At 63.2% G+C, this 15,078-nt stretch carries 14 protein-coding genes, 1 pseudogene and 1 riboswitch; of the genes and pseudogenes, 11 read left to right on the forward strand and 4 right to left on the reverse strand.

The window, feature by feature from the left end:
* The first annotated feature begins 96 nt into the window (after positions 1-96).
* The 9 genes from N0Q91_RS26070 (at position 97) to N0Q91_RS26110 (ending at position 9,518) form a co-directional block, all read left to right on the forward strand.
* Positions 97-495: a hypothetical protein gene (locus N0Q91_RS26070; RefSeq protein ID WP_157813658.1), complete on the forward strand. Its 399-nt coding sequence runs from the start codon at positions 97-99 to the stop codon at positions 493-495.
* 273 nt (positions 496-768) lie between these two features.
* Positions 769-1,713, forward strand: coding sequence for a TAXI family TRAP transporter solute-binding subunit (locus N0Q91_RS26075; protein ID WP_275599738.1), 945 nt, complete (start codon positions 769-771; stop codon positions 1,711-1,713).
* A gap of 110 nt (positions 1,714-1,823) precedes the next feature.
* Positions 1,824-3,938, forward strand: coding sequence for a TRAP transporter permease (locus N0Q91_RS26080; RefSeq protein ID WP_275599567.1), 2,115 nt, complete (start codon positions 1,824-1,826; stop codon positions 3,936-3,938).
* The gene (locus N0Q91_RS26085; RefSeq protein ID WP_275599568.1) at positions 3,935-4,309 is read left to right on the forward strand and encodes a DUF1850 domain-containing protein; all 375 of its coding nucleotides are present in this window, start codon (positions 3,935-3,937) and stop codon (positions 4,307-4,309) included. Before N0Q91_RS26080 ends, N0Q91_RS26085 begins: the two co-directional genes overlap by 4 nt.
* Before the next feature lie 154 nt (positions 4,310-4,463).
* Positions 4,464-4,692: riboswitch (cobalamin riboswitch) on the forward strand.
* Between the two features lie 169 nt (positions 4,693-4,861).
* Complete coding sequence (locus N0Q91_RS26090; RefSeq protein ID WP_275599569.1) at positions 4,862-5,929, forward strand: ABC transporter substrate-binding protein; 1,068 nt, start codon at positions 4,862-4,864, stop codon at positions 5,927-5,929.
* Complete coding sequence (locus N0Q91_RS26095) at positions 5,926-6,969, forward strand: FecCD family ABC transporter permease (RefSeq protein WP_018095987.1); 1,044 nt, start codon at positions 5,926-5,928, stop codon at positions 6,967-6,969. The genes N0Q91_RS26090 and N0Q91_RS26095 overlap by 4 nt, the downstream gene beginning before the upstream one ends.
* The gene (locus N0Q91_RS26100) at positions 6,966-7,766 is read left to right on the forward strand and encodes an ABC transporter ATP-binding protein (RefSeq protein ID WP_275599570.1); all 801 of its coding nucleotides are present in this window, start codon (positions 6,966-6,968) and stop codon (positions 7,764-7,766) included. The genes N0Q91_RS26095 and N0Q91_RS26100 overlap by 4 nt, the downstream gene beginning before the upstream one ends.
* A gap of 3 nt (positions 7,767-7,769) precedes the next feature.
* On the forward strand, positions 7,770-8,558 hold the full coding sequence (locus N0Q91_RS26105) for a class I SAM-dependent methyltransferase (RefSeq protein ID WP_275599571.1): 789 nt from the start codon (positions 7,770-7,772) through the stop codon (positions 8,556-8,558).
* A 561-nt stretch (positions 8,559-9,119) separates the two neighbouring features.
* Positions 9,120-9,518, forward strand: a complete 399-nt coding sequence (locus N0Q91_RS26110; RefSeq protein WP_010974988.1) for a hypothetical protein — start codon at positions 9,120-9,122, stop codon at positions 9,516-9,518.
* Between the two features lie 186 nt (positions 9,519-9,704).
* Here the strand turns inward: N0Q91_RS26110 and N0Q91_RS26115 are convergent, their stop codons facing one another.
* The gene (locus N0Q91_RS26115; protein ID WP_275599572.1) at positions 9,705-10,151 is read right to left on the reverse strand and encodes a PPC domain-containing DNA-binding protein; all 447 of its coding nucleotides are present in this window, start codon (positions 10,149-10,151) and stop codon (positions 9,705-9,707) included.
* A gap of 103 nt (positions 10,152-10,254) precedes the next feature.
* On the reverse strand, positions 10,255-10,833 hold the full coding sequence (locus N0Q91_RS26120) for a dioxygenase family protein (protein ID WP_275599573.1): 579 nt from the start codon (positions 10,831-10,833) through the stop codon (positions 10,255-10,257).
* A 262-nt stretch (positions 10,834-11,095) separates the two neighbouring features.
* On the opposite strand from N0Q91_RS26120, the gene N0Q91_RS26125 reads away from it, so the two are divergent.
* Together N0Q91_RS26125 and N0Q91_RS26130 are read left to right on the forward strand one after the other, a co-directional pair.
* Positions 11,096-11,305: a dodecin gene (locus tag N0Q91_RS26125; RefSeq protein WP_018095980.1), complete on the forward strand. Its 210-nt coding sequence runs from the start codon at positions 11,096-11,098 to the stop codon at positions 11,303-11,305.
* A 525-nt stretch (positions 11,306-11,830) separates the two neighbouring features.
* Positions 11,831-13,209: pseudogene (locus N0Q91_RS26130) on the forward strand (alanine/glycine:cation symporter family protein).
* 80 nt (positions 13,210-13,289) lie between these two features.
* Here N0Q91_RS26130 and N0Q91_RS26135 read toward each other — a convergent pair.
* Together N0Q91_RS26135 and N0Q91_RS26140 are read right to left on the reverse strand one after the other, a co-directional pair.
* Positions 13,290-13,658: a RidA family protein gene (locus N0Q91_RS26135; protein WP_100670960.1), complete on the reverse strand. Its 369-nt coding sequence runs from the start codon at positions 13,656-13,658 to the stop codon at positions 13,290-13,292.
* Between the two features lie 77 nt (positions 13,659-13,735).
* Positions 13,736-15,031, reverse strand: a complete 1,296-nt coding sequence (locus tag N0Q91_RS26140; protein ID WP_275599574.1) for an NAD(P)/FAD-dependent oxidoreductase — start codon at positions 15,029-15,031, stop codon at positions 13,736-13,738.
* Positions 15,032-15,078 lie beyond the last annotated feature (47 nt).

The raw sequence follows: 15,078 nt of genomic DNA on the forward strand, positions 1-15,078 counted from the left end.
GGCTCCTTGCACGATCACGTTCCATGATTTTGGGTCGACGGGGCCTAAAGTCATCGTGATCTCGGCAGGGGAACAACTCAACGATGGATCTCTCCCATGGCATTGTCGAACTACGGACGGAACAACACTGTCTCTGAAACCTGTTTCAGGACGCTCACCCACCCGTTGACGAACCTGATCTGCATTATCGTGGCCGTGTCGATCGCCGTTTTCGCGAGCGTACCGACAGGCATTCCCCCATACGTGCTCGCGCCGATCGGCTTCATGCTGGTTATCCTGATCGACCCTGCAGAAATTGCATCTAGATTGAAGGCGCGCTCCGCAACGCGGGACGTCACGGTTGGCCGCTCGGAATCGGCCGCCGGAGGCTGGCAGGCCAAGGGAGACGGTTGGAGCCTGACATTCCAACGCAAACACGGCCTGACGAGAGGAGCGGCTCGGTCGAATATCGCCGCCGCTGCACGGGGACGCGCGGCCGACAGCTGCCGCCGCTGAAATCGTACCTAAACGCCAAGCGCCGCGCGTCGCCGGACGCGCGGCGCTTGCGCAGGAATTTGTCCGGAGCCAGCGGAAGGCGGATTGTCGCCGATTGCTGCGGGGCACCGGGCAAGATCCGCCCGCATCGGCGAAGTTGTCGATTGCGCTTCCACAAAATCAATCATTTAGAGTTAGCCGATCTCTTGCCGGTGTACGCCGCGGCCCCTTTCCGGAGGAACGGTCTTCCGCGCCAGATTTGAATGATTGGGAGGAATCTCTGTGAATCGAACATTGAAACGCGCCGCCATCGCGGCGATCGCAAGTGCGTCCATCGCCCTTTCCGCGGCTTCGACGGGCGCAGCCGAGTTCATCAACGTCCTGACTGGCGGCACTTCCGGGGTGTACTACCCGCTCGGCGTCGCGCTTTCGAAGATCTATGGCGATAAGATCGAGGGCGTACGCACGCAGGTGCAGGCGACCAAGGCTTCGGTCGAGAACCTCAACCTCTTGCAGCAGGGGCGCGGCGAGATCGCCTTTTCGCTCGGCGATTCGGTCAAGCTTGCCTGGGAAGGCAATACGGATGCCGGTTTCAAGGCACCGCTCGACAAGCTGCGCGGTATCGCCGCCATCTATCCGAACTATATCCAGATCATGGCGTCGAAGGAGTCGGGCATCAAGACCGTCGCCGATCTCAAGGGCAAGAGCCTTTCCGTCGGCGCACCGAAGTCGGGCACGGAATTGAATGCCCGGGCGATCCTCGGCGCCGCAGGCATGAGTTATGACGACCTCGGCAAGACCGAATACCTGCCCTTCGCCGAATCGGTGGAGCTGATGAAGAACCGGCAGCTCGATGCGACGCTGCAGTCGGCCGGCCTCGGCGTCTCTTCGTTCAAGGACCTGGCGACCTCGCTCGACGTGCAGATGGTCGCAGTCCCCGAAGAGATAGCCACCAAGCTCGGCGCGCCCTACATCGCCGCGACCGTCCCCGCCGGCACCTACCAGGGGCAGGACAGCGACGTGCAGACGGTCGCCGTCGTCAACTTTCTCGTCACCCATTCGGAGGTTTCCGACGAAACCGCCTATCAGATGACGAAGCAGCTCTTCGAGAACATCCCCGCCCTGACGGCGGCTCACAAGGCGGCGGAGAATATCCGCATCGAGGATGCGCTCAAGGGAATGCCTATTCCTCTGCATCCGGGGGCGGAGCGTTACTACAAGGAAAAGGGTCTGCTCTGACCCATGTCGCCCGAAACCGTAAAGCGGTTTTAAAGCGACAGGCAGACACCCTGAAGCGCGTCGCGGAATTCGGTTGAATGCGACGGGCTTCAGGAATTCAGGGAGGAATCATGATCGACAATACCAATGAACAAAGCGCAACTGCGTCGGCCGAACTGCACCGGCACGACGCGTTGACCCGGGCGTTTCCGGCGACATGGGACGGACGGATCCTGTTTGCCATCGCGCTTGCCTTTTCCGTGTTCCAAATCGCCACCGCGGCGCATCTCGTCGATTTCGCGAGCCAGATCGTGCGCGTGGTGCATGTCGGCTTTGTCACGGTTCTCGTCTTTCCCCTGCTGGCGACGCTCGCAGGCCGCGGCACGGTTGCAAAAATCATCGCCTGGAGTCTTGCTTTCCTCGGCGCGGCGGTCGCCTTCTACCAGTGTTACGAATATGCGGAACTCTTGGTGCGTGCCGGCGATCCACTGCCGCGCGACATCTTCTTCGGGGTCGTCGCGCTCGCCGTCGTCTTTGCCGCAGCATGGGCGCTGATGGGGCCGGCTTTGCCGATCATTTCCGGCGTGTTCCTGGCCTATTGCCTTTTGGGTGAGTATCTGCCGCCGCCGTTCGATCACCGCGGCTACGACTTTTCGCAGGTGATCGATCATATGGCCTATGGCACGGAAGGCATCTACGGCATCCCGACCTTCGTCTCCTCGACCTATATTTTCCTTTTCATCCTGTTTGGCGCCTTCCTCGAAAAAGCCGGCATGATCCGGCTCTTCAACGATGTCTCGTTGAGTTTCGTCGGCGACAGGCGCGGCGGACCCGCGAAGGTGGCGATCATTTCTTCGGGCCTGATGGGCACCATTTCGGGTTCCGGCGTCGCGAATGTGGTCACGACCGGGCAGTTCACCATCCCGCTGATGAAAAAGTTCGGCTATCGGGCGGCCTTTGCAGGCGGCGTCGAGGCAACGGCCTCGATGGGCGGGCAGATCATGCCGCCTGTCATGGGCGCGGTCGCCTTCATCATGGCCGAGACGCTCGGCGTCGAATATTACGAGATCGTCAAGGCGGCGGTCATACCGGCGATCCTCTATTTCGTTTCCGCCTTCTGGATGGTCCATCTCGAAGCCGGCAAGTACGGGCTGCTCGGCCTGCCCAGGGACCAGCTGCCTTCGGCCAAGGCGGCAATCCTCGAACAATGGCATCTGATCCTGCCGCTCGCCGCGCTCGTCTGGCTGCTGTTCTCCGGCTATACGCCGCTTTTTGCCGGTACGGTCGGCCTGGCCTTCACCGGCCTTCTGATCCTGGGCAGTTCGCTCGCGCTCGGCCTTCCCGCCGGTGTCATACGCATCATCTTCTGGGTCGGCCTCGGCCTCGTGGCGGCCGCCTTCTTCCAGTTCGGCATCGGCGTGATCGTCGCAGCGCTGGCGCTGCTGATTGCCGGCAACGCCTTCCTGAAGGGCGGCCGGGAGACCCTGGTGATATGTCGCGACGCCCTTGCCGAAGGGGCCAAGACGGCCCTTCCGGTGGCGATCGCCTGCGCGCTCGTCGGCGTGATCATCGGTACGATGACGCTGACCGGAGCGGCCAATACCTTCGGCCAGTTCATCGTCTCGGTCGGAGGCAAAAGCCTGTTTCTGTCGCTGCTTCTGACCATGGTCACCTGCCTCGTACTCGGCATGGGCATACCGACGATCCCGAACTACATCATCACCTCGTCGATCGCCGGGCCCGCGCTTCTGGAACTCGGGGTACCGCTTATCGTCAGCCACATGTTCGTCTTCTATTTCGGGATTCTTGCCGATCTGACGCCGCCGGTGGCGCTTGCCTGCTTCGCGGCAGCACCGATCGCGCGGGAAAGCGGGCTGAAGATCTCGATCCAGGCGATCAAGGTGGCGGCGGCCGGTTTCGTCATCCCGTTCATGGCCGTTTATTCGCCGGCGCTGATGCTGCAGGATGGCGGCGCGATGGCCGCATCGGTGGGCTATCCGGCTGCCGTCGCCTATATCGTCGTCAAGACCGGTCTGGCGATCGCGCTCTGGGGTGCCGCCGTGGTAGGCTTCGCCGCAGTCCGGCTCGGGGTTTTCGAGCGGGTGCTCGCGGCCGCGGCCGCCTTCACGTTGCTGGCGGCGCTGCCGATCACCGATGAAGTCGGCTTTGCACTCTCCGCGCTCTTCGCCTTCGTGATCTGGCGGCGCGCCCGCCAGGCTGGCCGGCAGACGGCGAAACCGGCATGAGCGCGCTTGCCTGCATCATCGGCGGCAAGGCTGTCGCCGTTGCTGCGGGTGTCTTCACCCTCGGCTGGACCCATTCGGTCGAGAAGACCGAATGGCAGGAGCGTTGGGCCGTCACGGTCGATGGTCTCGTTCTCGAGGAGGCGCGCGTGCAGGGTTCGGGTGCGGGAATGGAGCCGGGAGACAATGCCCGTCGCCAGGGCCGCTGGTGGGTCTGGACGCCCGACCTGCCGCCCCTTCCCGAGCTGGTCCTGGCCGCCTCCGGAGCGACCGTCTCCGGCTGGACGCTTTGCGACGCCGGCGGCTGCCGCGAACTGGCGGCGCAAAGCCGGGAACCAATCGTCCTGCGGCCATGCGATGGCCCAAAGCCCTAATGGCCGATGCCGATCCGGCGGCACCGGTTGAAGGAACAGTACGTGGCGCTTGTGAAATGTTATTACATAACTTTCTGTTGACGAGTGTAATAACATAACATATTGAACCTCTACGCATCGGCGTCGCGTTTCACCTTGACCGGCGGCTGCATTCTAAATTAACTGAGCCTGACGGTTCCCCTACCCGTGAGGTGGAGGGGATTAATAGGGAACACGGTGCGGACGACCCAAGAGGGACCAAAACCGTGGCTGCCCCCGCAACTGTAAGCGGATCGTCGTTCATCGTGGCGCCCAGGCGCCAGCCACTGCGCGCGTTGCGCGGGAAGGCAGATGAGCGATTTCTGTCCGCGAGCCAGGAGACCTGCCGTCAAATCAGATCCAACGTCACGGGCGGGGATGCCCGGAACAGGAGCAAGCCATGACCATCTTTCGCGCCTTGCGGCGCACGCTTTCATCAGTTTCCCCGAGGTCGAGCCGTCACTCGTCCGATCGAACCCGATCGGCAGGCTGACGATCACGGCCGTATAGCGGCCTCACATTCGGGGACTATTCATGAACAGCTTTTGGAAACGACCGCTCATTGCGGGTCTCATCACCTTTTCCACAGGCGTAGCGGCTCTTGACCGTCCCGCCTTCGCTGCCGAGACGACCTATCCGCTGACACTCGAAAACTGCGGTCGGCAGATCACCTTCGACAAGACGCCGACGCGCACCGTCTCGATCGGCCAGAGCAGCACCGAAATCCTCTATCTGCTCGGCCTTGCGGACAAGGTCGCCGGCACCGCCCTCTGGGTCGGCCCCGTCCTTGAAGGTTACGAGGAGGTCAACGCCAAGGTCGAGCGCCTGGCAGACAACGATCCGAGCTTCGAAAGCGTGCTTGCCAAGAAACCGGACATGGTGGCGGTGCAATTTCAATGGCAGGTCGGCCCGGAAGGCGTGGTCGCGCGGCCGGAGCAGTTCGAGGAGCTCGGCATTCCGGTCTACACATCGCCTTCGGATTGCACCGGCAAGGAGAATTCGGCGGCGAGCGACGGCGTGCGCCGGCAGGTCTTCACCATGGATCTCGTCTATCGGGAAATTCGCGAGCTGGCGCAGATTTACGATGTTCAGGACAAGGGCGAGAAGGTCGTGGCCGAGCTGAAAAGCCGAGAAGAGGCGGCGCGCGCCAAGGTCGCCTCGGCCGGGGGCAAACTCTCGGCGGTCTTCTGGTTCTCCAGCGCTGCCGATGCCGACCCCTATGTCGCCGGCAGGAACGGCGCACCCGGCTACATAATGGCGGCGCTCGGAATCGAAAACATCATCGACACTGAAGACGAATGGCCGACGGTCGGCTGGGAAACCATCGCCAAGGCCGAGCCGACCATGATCGTTGCCGGCTCCATGGAGCGTCGACGCTACCCGCTGGACAGCCTCGACGCCAAACTCGAATTCCTGAAGACCGATCCCGTGGCGAGCCTCATGCCGGCAGTCGCCAAAGGCTATGTGTTCGACATGGATGCGCAGGCGATGAACCCGACGATCCGCACGATCGAAGGAATCGAAGCGCTGGCGGATGCCATCGCCGAGGCCGGACTTGCGCCCAAGGCTGGGCCGGCTTCCAAGGGTGGGTTGGGCAAGTGAGCCGCGTGCTGACCCTGGCCGGGCGAACGGGGACGGGACGCGTCGGCGCGGCTATCGCCGCGCTCGTGATCCTGTTCGCGGCACTCTGGATGGGCGCTGCGATCGGCGAAACGGCGATCCCGTTCAAGACCGTTGCGCAGACGGTCGCGAATCGGCTGTGGAACGCCGGCTATCCGCTGGCCCCGATCGACGAGGGCATCATCTGGAGCTACCGACTGAGCCGGGCGGTCGTGGCCGCTTCCTGCGGGGCGGCGCTCGCGCTCTCCGGCGCCGTGCTGCAATCGCTGCTGCGCAATCCGCTCGCCGATCCCTATATACTCGGCATCTCCGCCGGCGCCTCGACAGGGGCGGTCAGCGTCGCCATCCTCGGTGTGGGTGCCGGGATGCTGACGCTGCCGCTCGGCGCCTTCATCGGCGCGCTGGTCGCTTTCGTCCTGGTGAGCCTGCTGGCGGTGAAGGCCGGCCGCGGCACCGCGGCGATCATCCTGGCGGGTGTGGCGGGGTCACAGCTCTTCAACGCACTGACCTCCTTCATCGTCACCAAGGCGGCCACGGCCGAGCAGGCGCGTGGCATCATGTTCTGGCTGCTCGGCAATCTTTCGGGCGTGCGCTGGCCGGATGCCTGGCTCGCCGTGCCGGCGACGCTTCTCGGTCTCGTCGTCTGTCTCTGGCATGCCCGTCCCCTCGACGCGTTTACCTTCGGGTCGGAATCGGCTGCCTCGCTCGGCATCTCGGTCAGGCGAACCTATTTCGCGCTTGTCGGCGTCTCGGCGATGATGACTGCGGTGATGGTATCCATCGTCGGGTCGATCGGTTTCGTCGGCCTCGTCATCCCCCATGCGGCCCGCATGCTTGTCGGCGTCCGCCACGGTGTCCTGCTGCCGGCAGCAGCGCTCATCGGCGCCGTGTTCATGATCCTCGCCGACATACTGTCGCGCGTTCTCATTCCCGGCCAGGTCCTGCCGATCGGCGTGATCACGGCGCTCGTCGGCGCTCCGGCCTTCGCGTTGATACTCGGACAAAGGAGGGACCGCGCATGACGCTTTCGGCGCGCGGGGTTTCATGGTCGGCCGGCGGGGTGGACATCCTGAAGGAGGTCTCCCTCACGGTCGAGACGGGAGAGTTCCTCGGCATCATCGGCCCGAACGGTTCAGGCAAGACGAGCCTGATGTCGCTCATATCGGGCATCCGCAAGCCGAAGAAGGGGGAGGTGCTTCTGGACGGTTCTCGGATCGGGACGCTCGGCCGCCGCACGGTCGCGCAAAGGCTCGCTCTGGTCGAGCAGCAGGCCGAGACCGGCGAGAGGATCACGGCGCGCCAGGCGGTCGAGCTCGGCCGCACACCCTATCTCGGGCCGCTTTCGCCCTGGTCGCCGGAGGACGATGCGATCGTCGAGGCGGCGCTCGCAAACGTGGATATGGCGCATCTTGCCGATCGCCTGTGGCACACGCTCTCCGGCGGCGAGCGGCAAAGGCTGCACATTGCTCGGGCGCTGGCGCAGCAATCGAAGATCCTGCTCCTCGACGAGCCGACCAACCATCTCGACATCGGCCATCAGATCAGCCTGCTCGACCTCGTTCGCCGCCAGGACCTGACGGTGGTCGCAGCGCTCCATGACCTCAACCACGCCGCTATGTTCTGCGACCGGATCGCGGTGATGCAGGCCGGCCGGCTGGTGGCGCTCGGGCCCCCGCGGGAGGTACTGACGGTCGAGCGCATCCGCGCGGTGTTCGGGATCGAGGTCGAGGTCGAGCACGACTTCGACGGAAGCTGCTCCATCCGCTATCGCGCCAGACGCCCGCGTCCGCTTGCCGCAATCTCCGCCGTCGGAACCTGACCCATGGACATGCGCAACCACCACCTGAAGGAAGATATCCGCGAATACTGGTCGAGGCGGTCGGAAACGTTCGACCTCGCCTTCGGCCATCGCATCCCGCCGGGACCGGAGCTCGACGCCTGGGCGGCAGCGATGCGCAGCGCACTCGGGGCGAGGCCGCTGAAGGTTCTCGAACTCGCCTGCGGGACGGGGGAGGTGACCAACGTGCTCCTTTCGCTCGGCCACGAAGTGACGGCGCTCGATTTCTCCGAGGCCATGCTCGCGGTGGCGCGGCGCAAGCACGCAGGGAACGAAAGGGTTCGATTCATTCTGGCCGATGCCGAGCACACGATGGAGCCGGACGAGACCTATGATGCCGTGGTCTGCCGGCATCTCGTCTGGACGCTGACGGAGCCGGAGCAGGCTTTCGCCGAATGGTTCCGGCTGCTGAAGCCGGGCGGAAGGCTGCTCGTCTTCGACGGAGACTGGTCGAAACCGACGCCGCTCGGCCGTCTGGCGTCTGTCGCGGTGGCTGCCCTCGAGCGGATCATCGGCCATGACCCGCATTACGACGGCGCTATGAGCGAACGCCACGCAAAGATCATGGAGCGTCTGCCCTTTGGCGATGGCCTCACCGTCGAAAGACTTCTTCCCTTGATCGAAGAGGCGGGATTCCAGAACATAGAGTTGCCGTCCCGCCGCCCGATCGCGGCGGCCCAGCGCAGGAATGCCGATCTCAGAAACAGGCTGAGGACATTCTTCTACCGCAGGTTCCTCCTCGTCTGCTCGCGGCCTTCGGGAGATTCACTTTGAGTTTATGACGGCTGCCGCGGGATGGGCTTGAACGCCTTGAGTACCGGCCGTGCGTCCGCTGCAAAGTGCTACAGCGACATTTGCGCGTCTCATAAGACGCGCGGCGCTGTAGGATGCCTATCGGAGGACTGCAATCTCTCCTTTTTCCTCATCCCTGTGCTCGTCACAGGGATCCAGCAGCGCCGCGTCTGCGGCGCAGGAAGCGTTCTTTCAGCCCAAGGACTTGGTCTGGCTGGATTCCTGTGACGAGCACAGGAATGAGGAAATCAAACAAGCCGCCGCCGGTAGCCCGAGTCTCGACAGGCCTTAGATCACGATGCTTTCGGGTGGGGCCGACCTAAAAGCATGACCGTGATCGATTCCGAGAAGTTGAGACGCGGGATGCGGGTGGAAAACCGCATACACTTTTCCTCATCCCACTCCAAAGTCGCGGTTGCCTGATCCGCCTGCTCGCCCCTCGTCAGATCCAATTTCACCCTCAAAAGGAACTCCCGGCCCCCGGCCGCCGTTTCCGGGTTGCTGTCTCTGACAAGTTGGGACCCAGACACGGAGGATGAGCATATGGCACAGGAAAAGCGACTCGGATCCACCATACCGCGCGGCGTGGTCGATACGAAGAACGGATCGGTAGGCGTTCCGGACCAGGCAAGCATGGAAGAGGAAGTCAGATCGTTGCGCGAGCAGGTCAATGCGCTGACCGAAAAGCTCTCCGATCTCGGCATCTATTCCGGCAGGGCCATCGCAGATACGGGCCGCAGGGCCGGCGAGATGGCAAGGGAACATCCCGCCTGGACGGCGCTCGCCGTGGTCGGTCTTCTGGGGCTGCTCATCGCAGGAACCAGCCGGCCCTATTGGCATTCGCGAAGTTCCTCGCGCATCGAGGACCTGATCGCCGATATCGAGGATCGGCTGAGCGATCTGAAGGGCCGTTATTGGTCAAGCGGCTGGCGGCCCTGGTGAAAATTGGACCCGTCCTGCCGGAGACAATGTGCGGTCCATGGAAGGGCGCGCTGCCGCCATCGGGAGATCGGCGGCATGCTTTGCGAGGAACCGGTCGGTTTCTCGCTCCTTCGATCGCCGTGAGGTCGCCGGCGCGTGCCGGCCAGAAATAAGCGCAACCCGAGTTCGAGCGCGAAAAGCTGAACCTCATTCGGCGTCGAGGTCGATGAGTGCTATCCCGAGTTCCGGTCGCTTGCGCCGGCGCAATCCAGTCGGGCTTTCGCGGATGATGACCTCCAGGGTCGGACGGACGCGACCCTCCAGAAGGTGCCCGCCACGGGTCGACCCGTCTTCCAATCCCAGAACCGCATGCAAATGCAGGCTCGGGCGGCCGGCTTCGTCGCGGGCAATGTCGCCGATCGCGCTCAGAACTTCCGATTGCTCGGCTACGGGGATCTTCCTGTAATTTCTGCTTTCGACACGGAAGAAGCCCACCGTCGCGCTGCTGAAGGCGCCGATCGCCGTCACCGATGCGCCGGCGATGCCCGCCTGCGCTGCGAAGGCCGAAATGGCCGAGGATGCTTCGTCGCCCTCCTCGAGTACGAGAATGAAGGTGCGTTCGCTTGCGTCTTGCGCCAAAAGTTTCTGCTTCATCAATTCGTCCTCGTCTCCGCCCGAACCTGTACGACGGCGATCTGTTCCGGATTCAGCGAAGCGCCGGATCGTTCATCCCGTGCCGGTCACCTCCGCGAGCGCGTCAGGCTACAAAATCGAAACGCCCGAACTTGCCGTCCTCCGTGTCGCGAATGCCAAGCAGCAGCGACGGCGTATAAAGGTGATCACGGTCGTTCTGAGGTTCGTTCGGGAAGAAGAGTTGCGTCGTCAGGACCGCGGCGCCGGGACGGCGCACCCGAAAATGATAGTGGCGGGTGCGGCCGGGATAGAGTGCCGGGACGACGGTGCTGAACCACCATCGCCCGCGTTCGTCGGTCATGTGGTGACCCCGCAGCCTATAGCCGCGTGTATCGTAGGCGCCGGTTTCGTCCGCGTGCCAGATTTCGACGAGACTGCCGGCGATCGGCCGGCAATTGCCGTCGAGCACGTAGCCGGCAATGGTGATGCGTTCGCCGTTCGGGGCGTCGCCGGAAAGTTCGTGCCTGAGCGGCGCATCGGGCTTGTAGAAAGGGCCCGCCGTCAGTGCGGGCGTCAGGTCGTCATCGTCGTCGCAGGCGGGCGTGAGCGGCAATGCGGGTCGCTGCGCCGCGGCGCGATCGGCGACGGGCAGGGCGGGCAAGGCCAGAAACGCCCTCAGCAGGGAACGTCGGGTCGGCAGCATGGTCGCCTCCTTCGTGGAGCGTTCGCGCGGCCTTGGCGGGGCGTCGCGTTCGGACATGGCCAGTGACACGAGCATAGAGCATTTTAAACCCGAGGGCAGCCGGCCGCCTAGCGCGGCACAGGCCGATTTTCCCCGAACGCTGGCGGTTCGCGCCGAACCGGGGCATGATTGTCTCTGGCGGCGATCGCGCTGCCGTCCCTTGCCGCTCCCACAAGGAGACCCGGCGAGCCTGGAATCAACCTAGAAGCTTCAGGAGGAAACCGTGAGCGAGCACGTCTACAAGAAGATCGAGCTGATCGGCAGTTCGCCGAACTCGATAGACGAGGCCATCGAAGGCGCGATTTCGCGTGCTTCGAAAACGACCCGGAATCTCGACTGGTTCGAAGTGGACCAGGTCCGCGGCCAGATCGTGAATGGCAAGGTCGCGCATTACCAGGTGGTGATGAAGGTGGGCTTCCGCATCGACGATTGAAGCGCGCGCGGCGCCGAGAGCGGGATTCGACGTTCCGCCCTGACTTGTTCTGCGGGTTTCAACTGCCCGCGATTGGAGAGGAGACGCCGGCACCGATGAGGAAGCCGGCGATGCCAGGTGGTGGCCCGTTGCGAAGGCCGGCTGAACCGGATGGGTATGTATGTTCGCGCGCCGAGTCCTGACAATCTCGTGCCGGCCGCGCCGCTTTCCTATGCCGATCTCTCGGCCATCATCAATTTCATAAATAGAAGCATTCGAACTATGAAATTCACCAACCTCGACTTCTATGTATGATCGCGGCTCCCGAGGGGCCCGCATGTACCTATCGCGCCTGACGAATCGGCTCCACGGGTACCGCCTGCGTGTTCGCAGACGGGGGACACCCAGGCGTCCTCGATCGAAATGAATCAAGGTGCCTGTGGCCCATGAACAAGACGGGCTTGCAATATTCGCCGGTGAAGTTAGTCAGGCCGCAGGCGTGCGCAGGCTCGCGGAAAGACAGGCACCAGGGAGGAGAGCAGTCTCGTGGAAGCACTCAACCAATTCTTTAACTGGCTCAACGGCATCGTTTGGGGCGTGCCCATGATCGTGCTGATCATTGGCACCGGTCTGTATCTTCAGCTTCGCCTGGGCTTCATGCCGATCCGCAAAGTGGGCTACGGCTTCCGCATGATCTTGAAAAGCCGCAGGCCGGGAGGGCCGCCGAAGGCGAGATTACACCCTACGCCGCGCTGATGACGGCGCTCTCGGCCACCATCGGCACGGGCAACATCGCCGGCGTCGCTACCGCTATCGCGGTGGGCGGACCCGGTGCGCTGTTCTGGATGTGGATTACCGCCTTCGTCGGAATGGCGACGAAATACGCCGAGGTCGTCGTAGCGGTGAAATACCGCGAGGTCGACGACAAAGGCGAACACGCCGGCGGACCGATGTTCGCCATCAAGAATGGGCTCGGGAAGCACTGGCAGTGGCTGGGCACCGCCTTTGCCATCTTCGGCGGACTGGCGGGTTTCGGTATCGGCAACATGGTTCAGGCCAACGGTATCGCCAGTGCGGTCGAGAACGCCTTCGGCATCGAGACCTGGATCAGCGGCATCGTGATGACCGTCTTGACGGGTGCGGTGATTCTCGGCGGCATCAAGCGAATCGGCGCCGTGGCCGAGAAGGTCGTGCCCTTTATGGCGATCTTCTATCTCACCTGTGTGGTCGTCGTCCTGATCGTCTTTGCCGGCAACATCCCCGAGGCGATCGCCACCATCTTCACCCAGGCATTCAGTCCGACGGCAGCCACCGGCGGCTTCCTCGGCTCCACTGTACTGATGGCGATCCGCATGGGTGTGGCGCGCGGGATCTTCTCGAACGAGGCGGGCCTCGGTACCGCCGGTATCGCACAGGCTGCCGGCTCGACCGCCAATCCCGTTTTCTCCGGCGTCATCGGCATGATGGGGACGTTCATCGACACGATCATCGTCTGCACCCTGACCGGTCTGGCGATCATGGTGTCGGGCGTCTGGGCCTCGGGCGAAACCGGAGCGGTGCTGAGTTCTGCGGCCTTCGAAGCGGCGCTGCCCGGCTATGGGAATTATCTCGTGACCATCTCGCTGGCATTGTTCGCCTTCACGACGATCCTCGGCTGGGCCTATTATGCCGAGAAGTGCTGGGAATACCTGATCGGAACCGTGAGCGCGATACCGTTCCGCATCGTGTGGACCGTCGCGGTGTTCTTCGGCGCCACCCTCAGCCTCGACTTTGCCTGGCTGGTGGCCGACACGCTGAACGCACTGATGGCTATCCCCAACCTTATCTCGTTGCTGCTCCTGTCCCCGGTCATCGCCCAACTGACGCGCGACTACTTTGCCGAAGAACGCGCCGTCACCGGAGTGCCGTCGCGCAGCCGGAGCTAGCTGGCCAAGCGTGCGTGCGGGAAGGTTCGCAGAGCGTTCCCGCACTCGCGCTGGTTTGCGATCTTAGGCGCTGGATCGCTCTAAAGCTCCATCACCTCCGCATCGCCGAAGGCCGCGGTCACCATGATTTCTACCCGCATGTCCGGGTCGCCGAGCTCGACGGCGCAGCAGCATCGGGTTGGCGGGTTCTGCGGTGCCACCCATTCCTTCCAGACCGCATCCATCGCGGCAAAATCGGCCATGCTGGTAATCCAGACTTCGGCGGTCAGCAGGCGTGACTTGTCCGTGCCTGCGCGTGCAAGCAACTCGTCGATTTTCGCCAGCGTTTCCCGCGTCTGGGTGGCGACGTCACCGGCATTGTCGGAAAACTGGCCGGAGAGGTAACAGACGCCGTTGTATTTCACGAGGCGGCTTCTGCGTGCGTTCACGTCAAAGCGTTCCACTTTCATGATCGGTTCTTCCCTTAGAGTACTTCCAGGAAAAGTGCGTATCGGCTTTCCGTCCGGAAGTGCGTCGTTCAAACTCTCTAGGCTTCCAGGCCCGCTTTGCGGCTCTCGATTGCCGAGACGATCTGGAAGCCGATACTGCGGAAGGGTTCGGGGGCGATCAGGCTGGCCGTTCCCATCGCGCCGCTGACCCTTGCCGGATCGCCGGTGCCGAGCATCAGCTCGGCGAGGTGCCGGCCGAGCATCGTGCCCTTTGCTATCCCGCTGCCATTACAGCCGCCGGACGCGAAAAGGCCGTCATCGAGCTTGCCCCACCACGGCGCGCCATTCATGGTGAACGCCGTCGCGCCGCCCCAGACATATTCCAGGTCCACATGGCCCAAACCCGGCCACCGCCGAACAAAGCGGTCGCGCAACTTCGCGGACGCCTCCTCCACGGGCACTTCGTGCTCGTGGGCATAAAGGGAGCGCACCATGAGACGGTCGCGTCCGATACGCCGCAAAGTCGTCCCAAGCCGATGAGAGGGCAGGAGACCCCATGCCGGCGACTGGCCGAGATGGCCGAGGTCTGCCTCGGGGACCGGACACGTCACCGCGGCATAGGTAAAGATCGTGGTCATGCGGAGCTTGAGATAGCCGAAACGCCGGATGAACCCGTTGTTTGCGAGAGCGACGCTTCGCGCGCGCACGACGCCGCCATCGGTCAGAAGCTCCCAGCCCCCGCCGTTCCGCTTCAATCGTTGGACCGCCGTATTTTCGTAAAGATCGATGCCGTTCGGCAGGGAGTCGGCCAGGCCGCGAATGAGGGCTGCCGGTTGCAGCAAATAGGTGTCGTTCAGATAAATGCCGAAGCGGTAATAATCCGATCCGATGCGCTCGGCTACTTCGTTCCGCCCCAGCACCGTGTGGCTTATTCCGTTGGCCTTCGCGACTTCGACGACCTGCCTCAGCGAGGCCTCCCCGGCTTCCGTCGCCGCAGCACGGATCGATCCGACTTTCTGCAGCTCGCATTCGATGCCGGCATCTGCAATCATGCCTTTGAGCCAGTGGAAGGATTCCCTCATCAGAGCCGTTTGACGCCGCGCTTTCTCGGCGCCGGCAAGGGTGGCGGTGCGAGGCAGCACTTCGGACCCGGTGAAACCGGAATTGCGGGCCGAAGATCCTTCTCCGACGGATGATGCCTCGAACACGGCAATCCTTGCCTGCGGATCGAGTTCACGGAGCCGACGCGCGATTGCCAGTCCGGTGTAGCCGGCACCCACGATGGCATAATCGACGGTAAGGTCGCTCTGCAACGGCGAGCGGGGTGTACGCTTCGGGAGCATTGCGTTCCAGCCGCATGGGCTGGAATAGATCGGAAAAATCTCTTTGGACATAATGGGTTCATCACACAATGAATTGGGCTGCGGTTTCCCGCAGCCCG

Source organism: Sinorhizobium prairiense (assembly GCF_029201645.2).
GTDB classification, from domain to species: Bacteria; Pseudomonadota; Alphaproteobacteria; order Rhizobiales; family Rhizobiaceae; genus Sinorhizobium; species Sinorhizobium meliloti_A.

Coding starts and splice junctions, on each gene's coding strand:
- N0Q91_RS26080 (WP_275599567.1), top strand. CDS start 1,824: ATGATCGACAATACCAATGAACAAAGCGCAACTGCGTCGGCCGAACTG.
- N0Q91_RS26110 (WP_010974988.1), top strand. CDS start 9,120: ATGGCACAGGAAAAGCGACTCGGATCCACCATACCGCGCGGCGTGGTC.
- N0Q91_RS26100 (WP_275599570.1), top strand. CDS start 6,966: ATGACGCTTTCGGCGCGCGGGGTTTCATGGTCGGCCGGCGGGGTGGAC.
- N0Q91_RS26070 (WP_157813658.1), top strand. CDS start 97: ATGGCATTGTCGAACTACGGACGGAACAACACTGTCTCTGAAACCTGT.
- N0Q91_RS26135 (WP_100670960.1), bottom strand. CDS start 13,658: ATGAAAGTGGAACGCTTTGACGTGAACGCACGCAGAAGCCGCCTCGTG.
- N0Q91_RS26140 (WP_275599574.1), bottom strand. CDS start 15,031: ATGTCCAAAGAGATTTTTCCGATCTATTCCAGCCCATGCGGCTGGAAC.
- N0Q91_RS26085 (WP_275599568.1), top strand. CDS start 3,935: ATGAGCGCGCTTGCCTGCATCATCGGCGGCAAGGCTGTCGCCGTTGCT.
- N0Q91_RS26115 (WP_275599572.1), bottom strand. CDS start 10,151: ATGAAGCAGAAACTTTTGGCGCAAGACGCAAGCGAACGCACCTTCATT.
- N0Q91_RS26105 (WP_275599571.1), top strand. CDS start 7,770: ATGGACATGCGCAACCACCACCTGAAGGAAGATATCCGCGAATACTGG.
- N0Q91_RS26120 (WP_275599573.1), bottom strand. CDS start 10,833: ATGCTGCCGACCCGACGTTCCCTGCTGAGGGCGTTTCTGGCCTTGCCC.
- N0Q91_RS26090 (WP_275599569.1), top strand. CDS start 4,862: ATGAACAGCTTTTGGAAACGACCGCTCATTGCGGGTCTCATCACCTTT.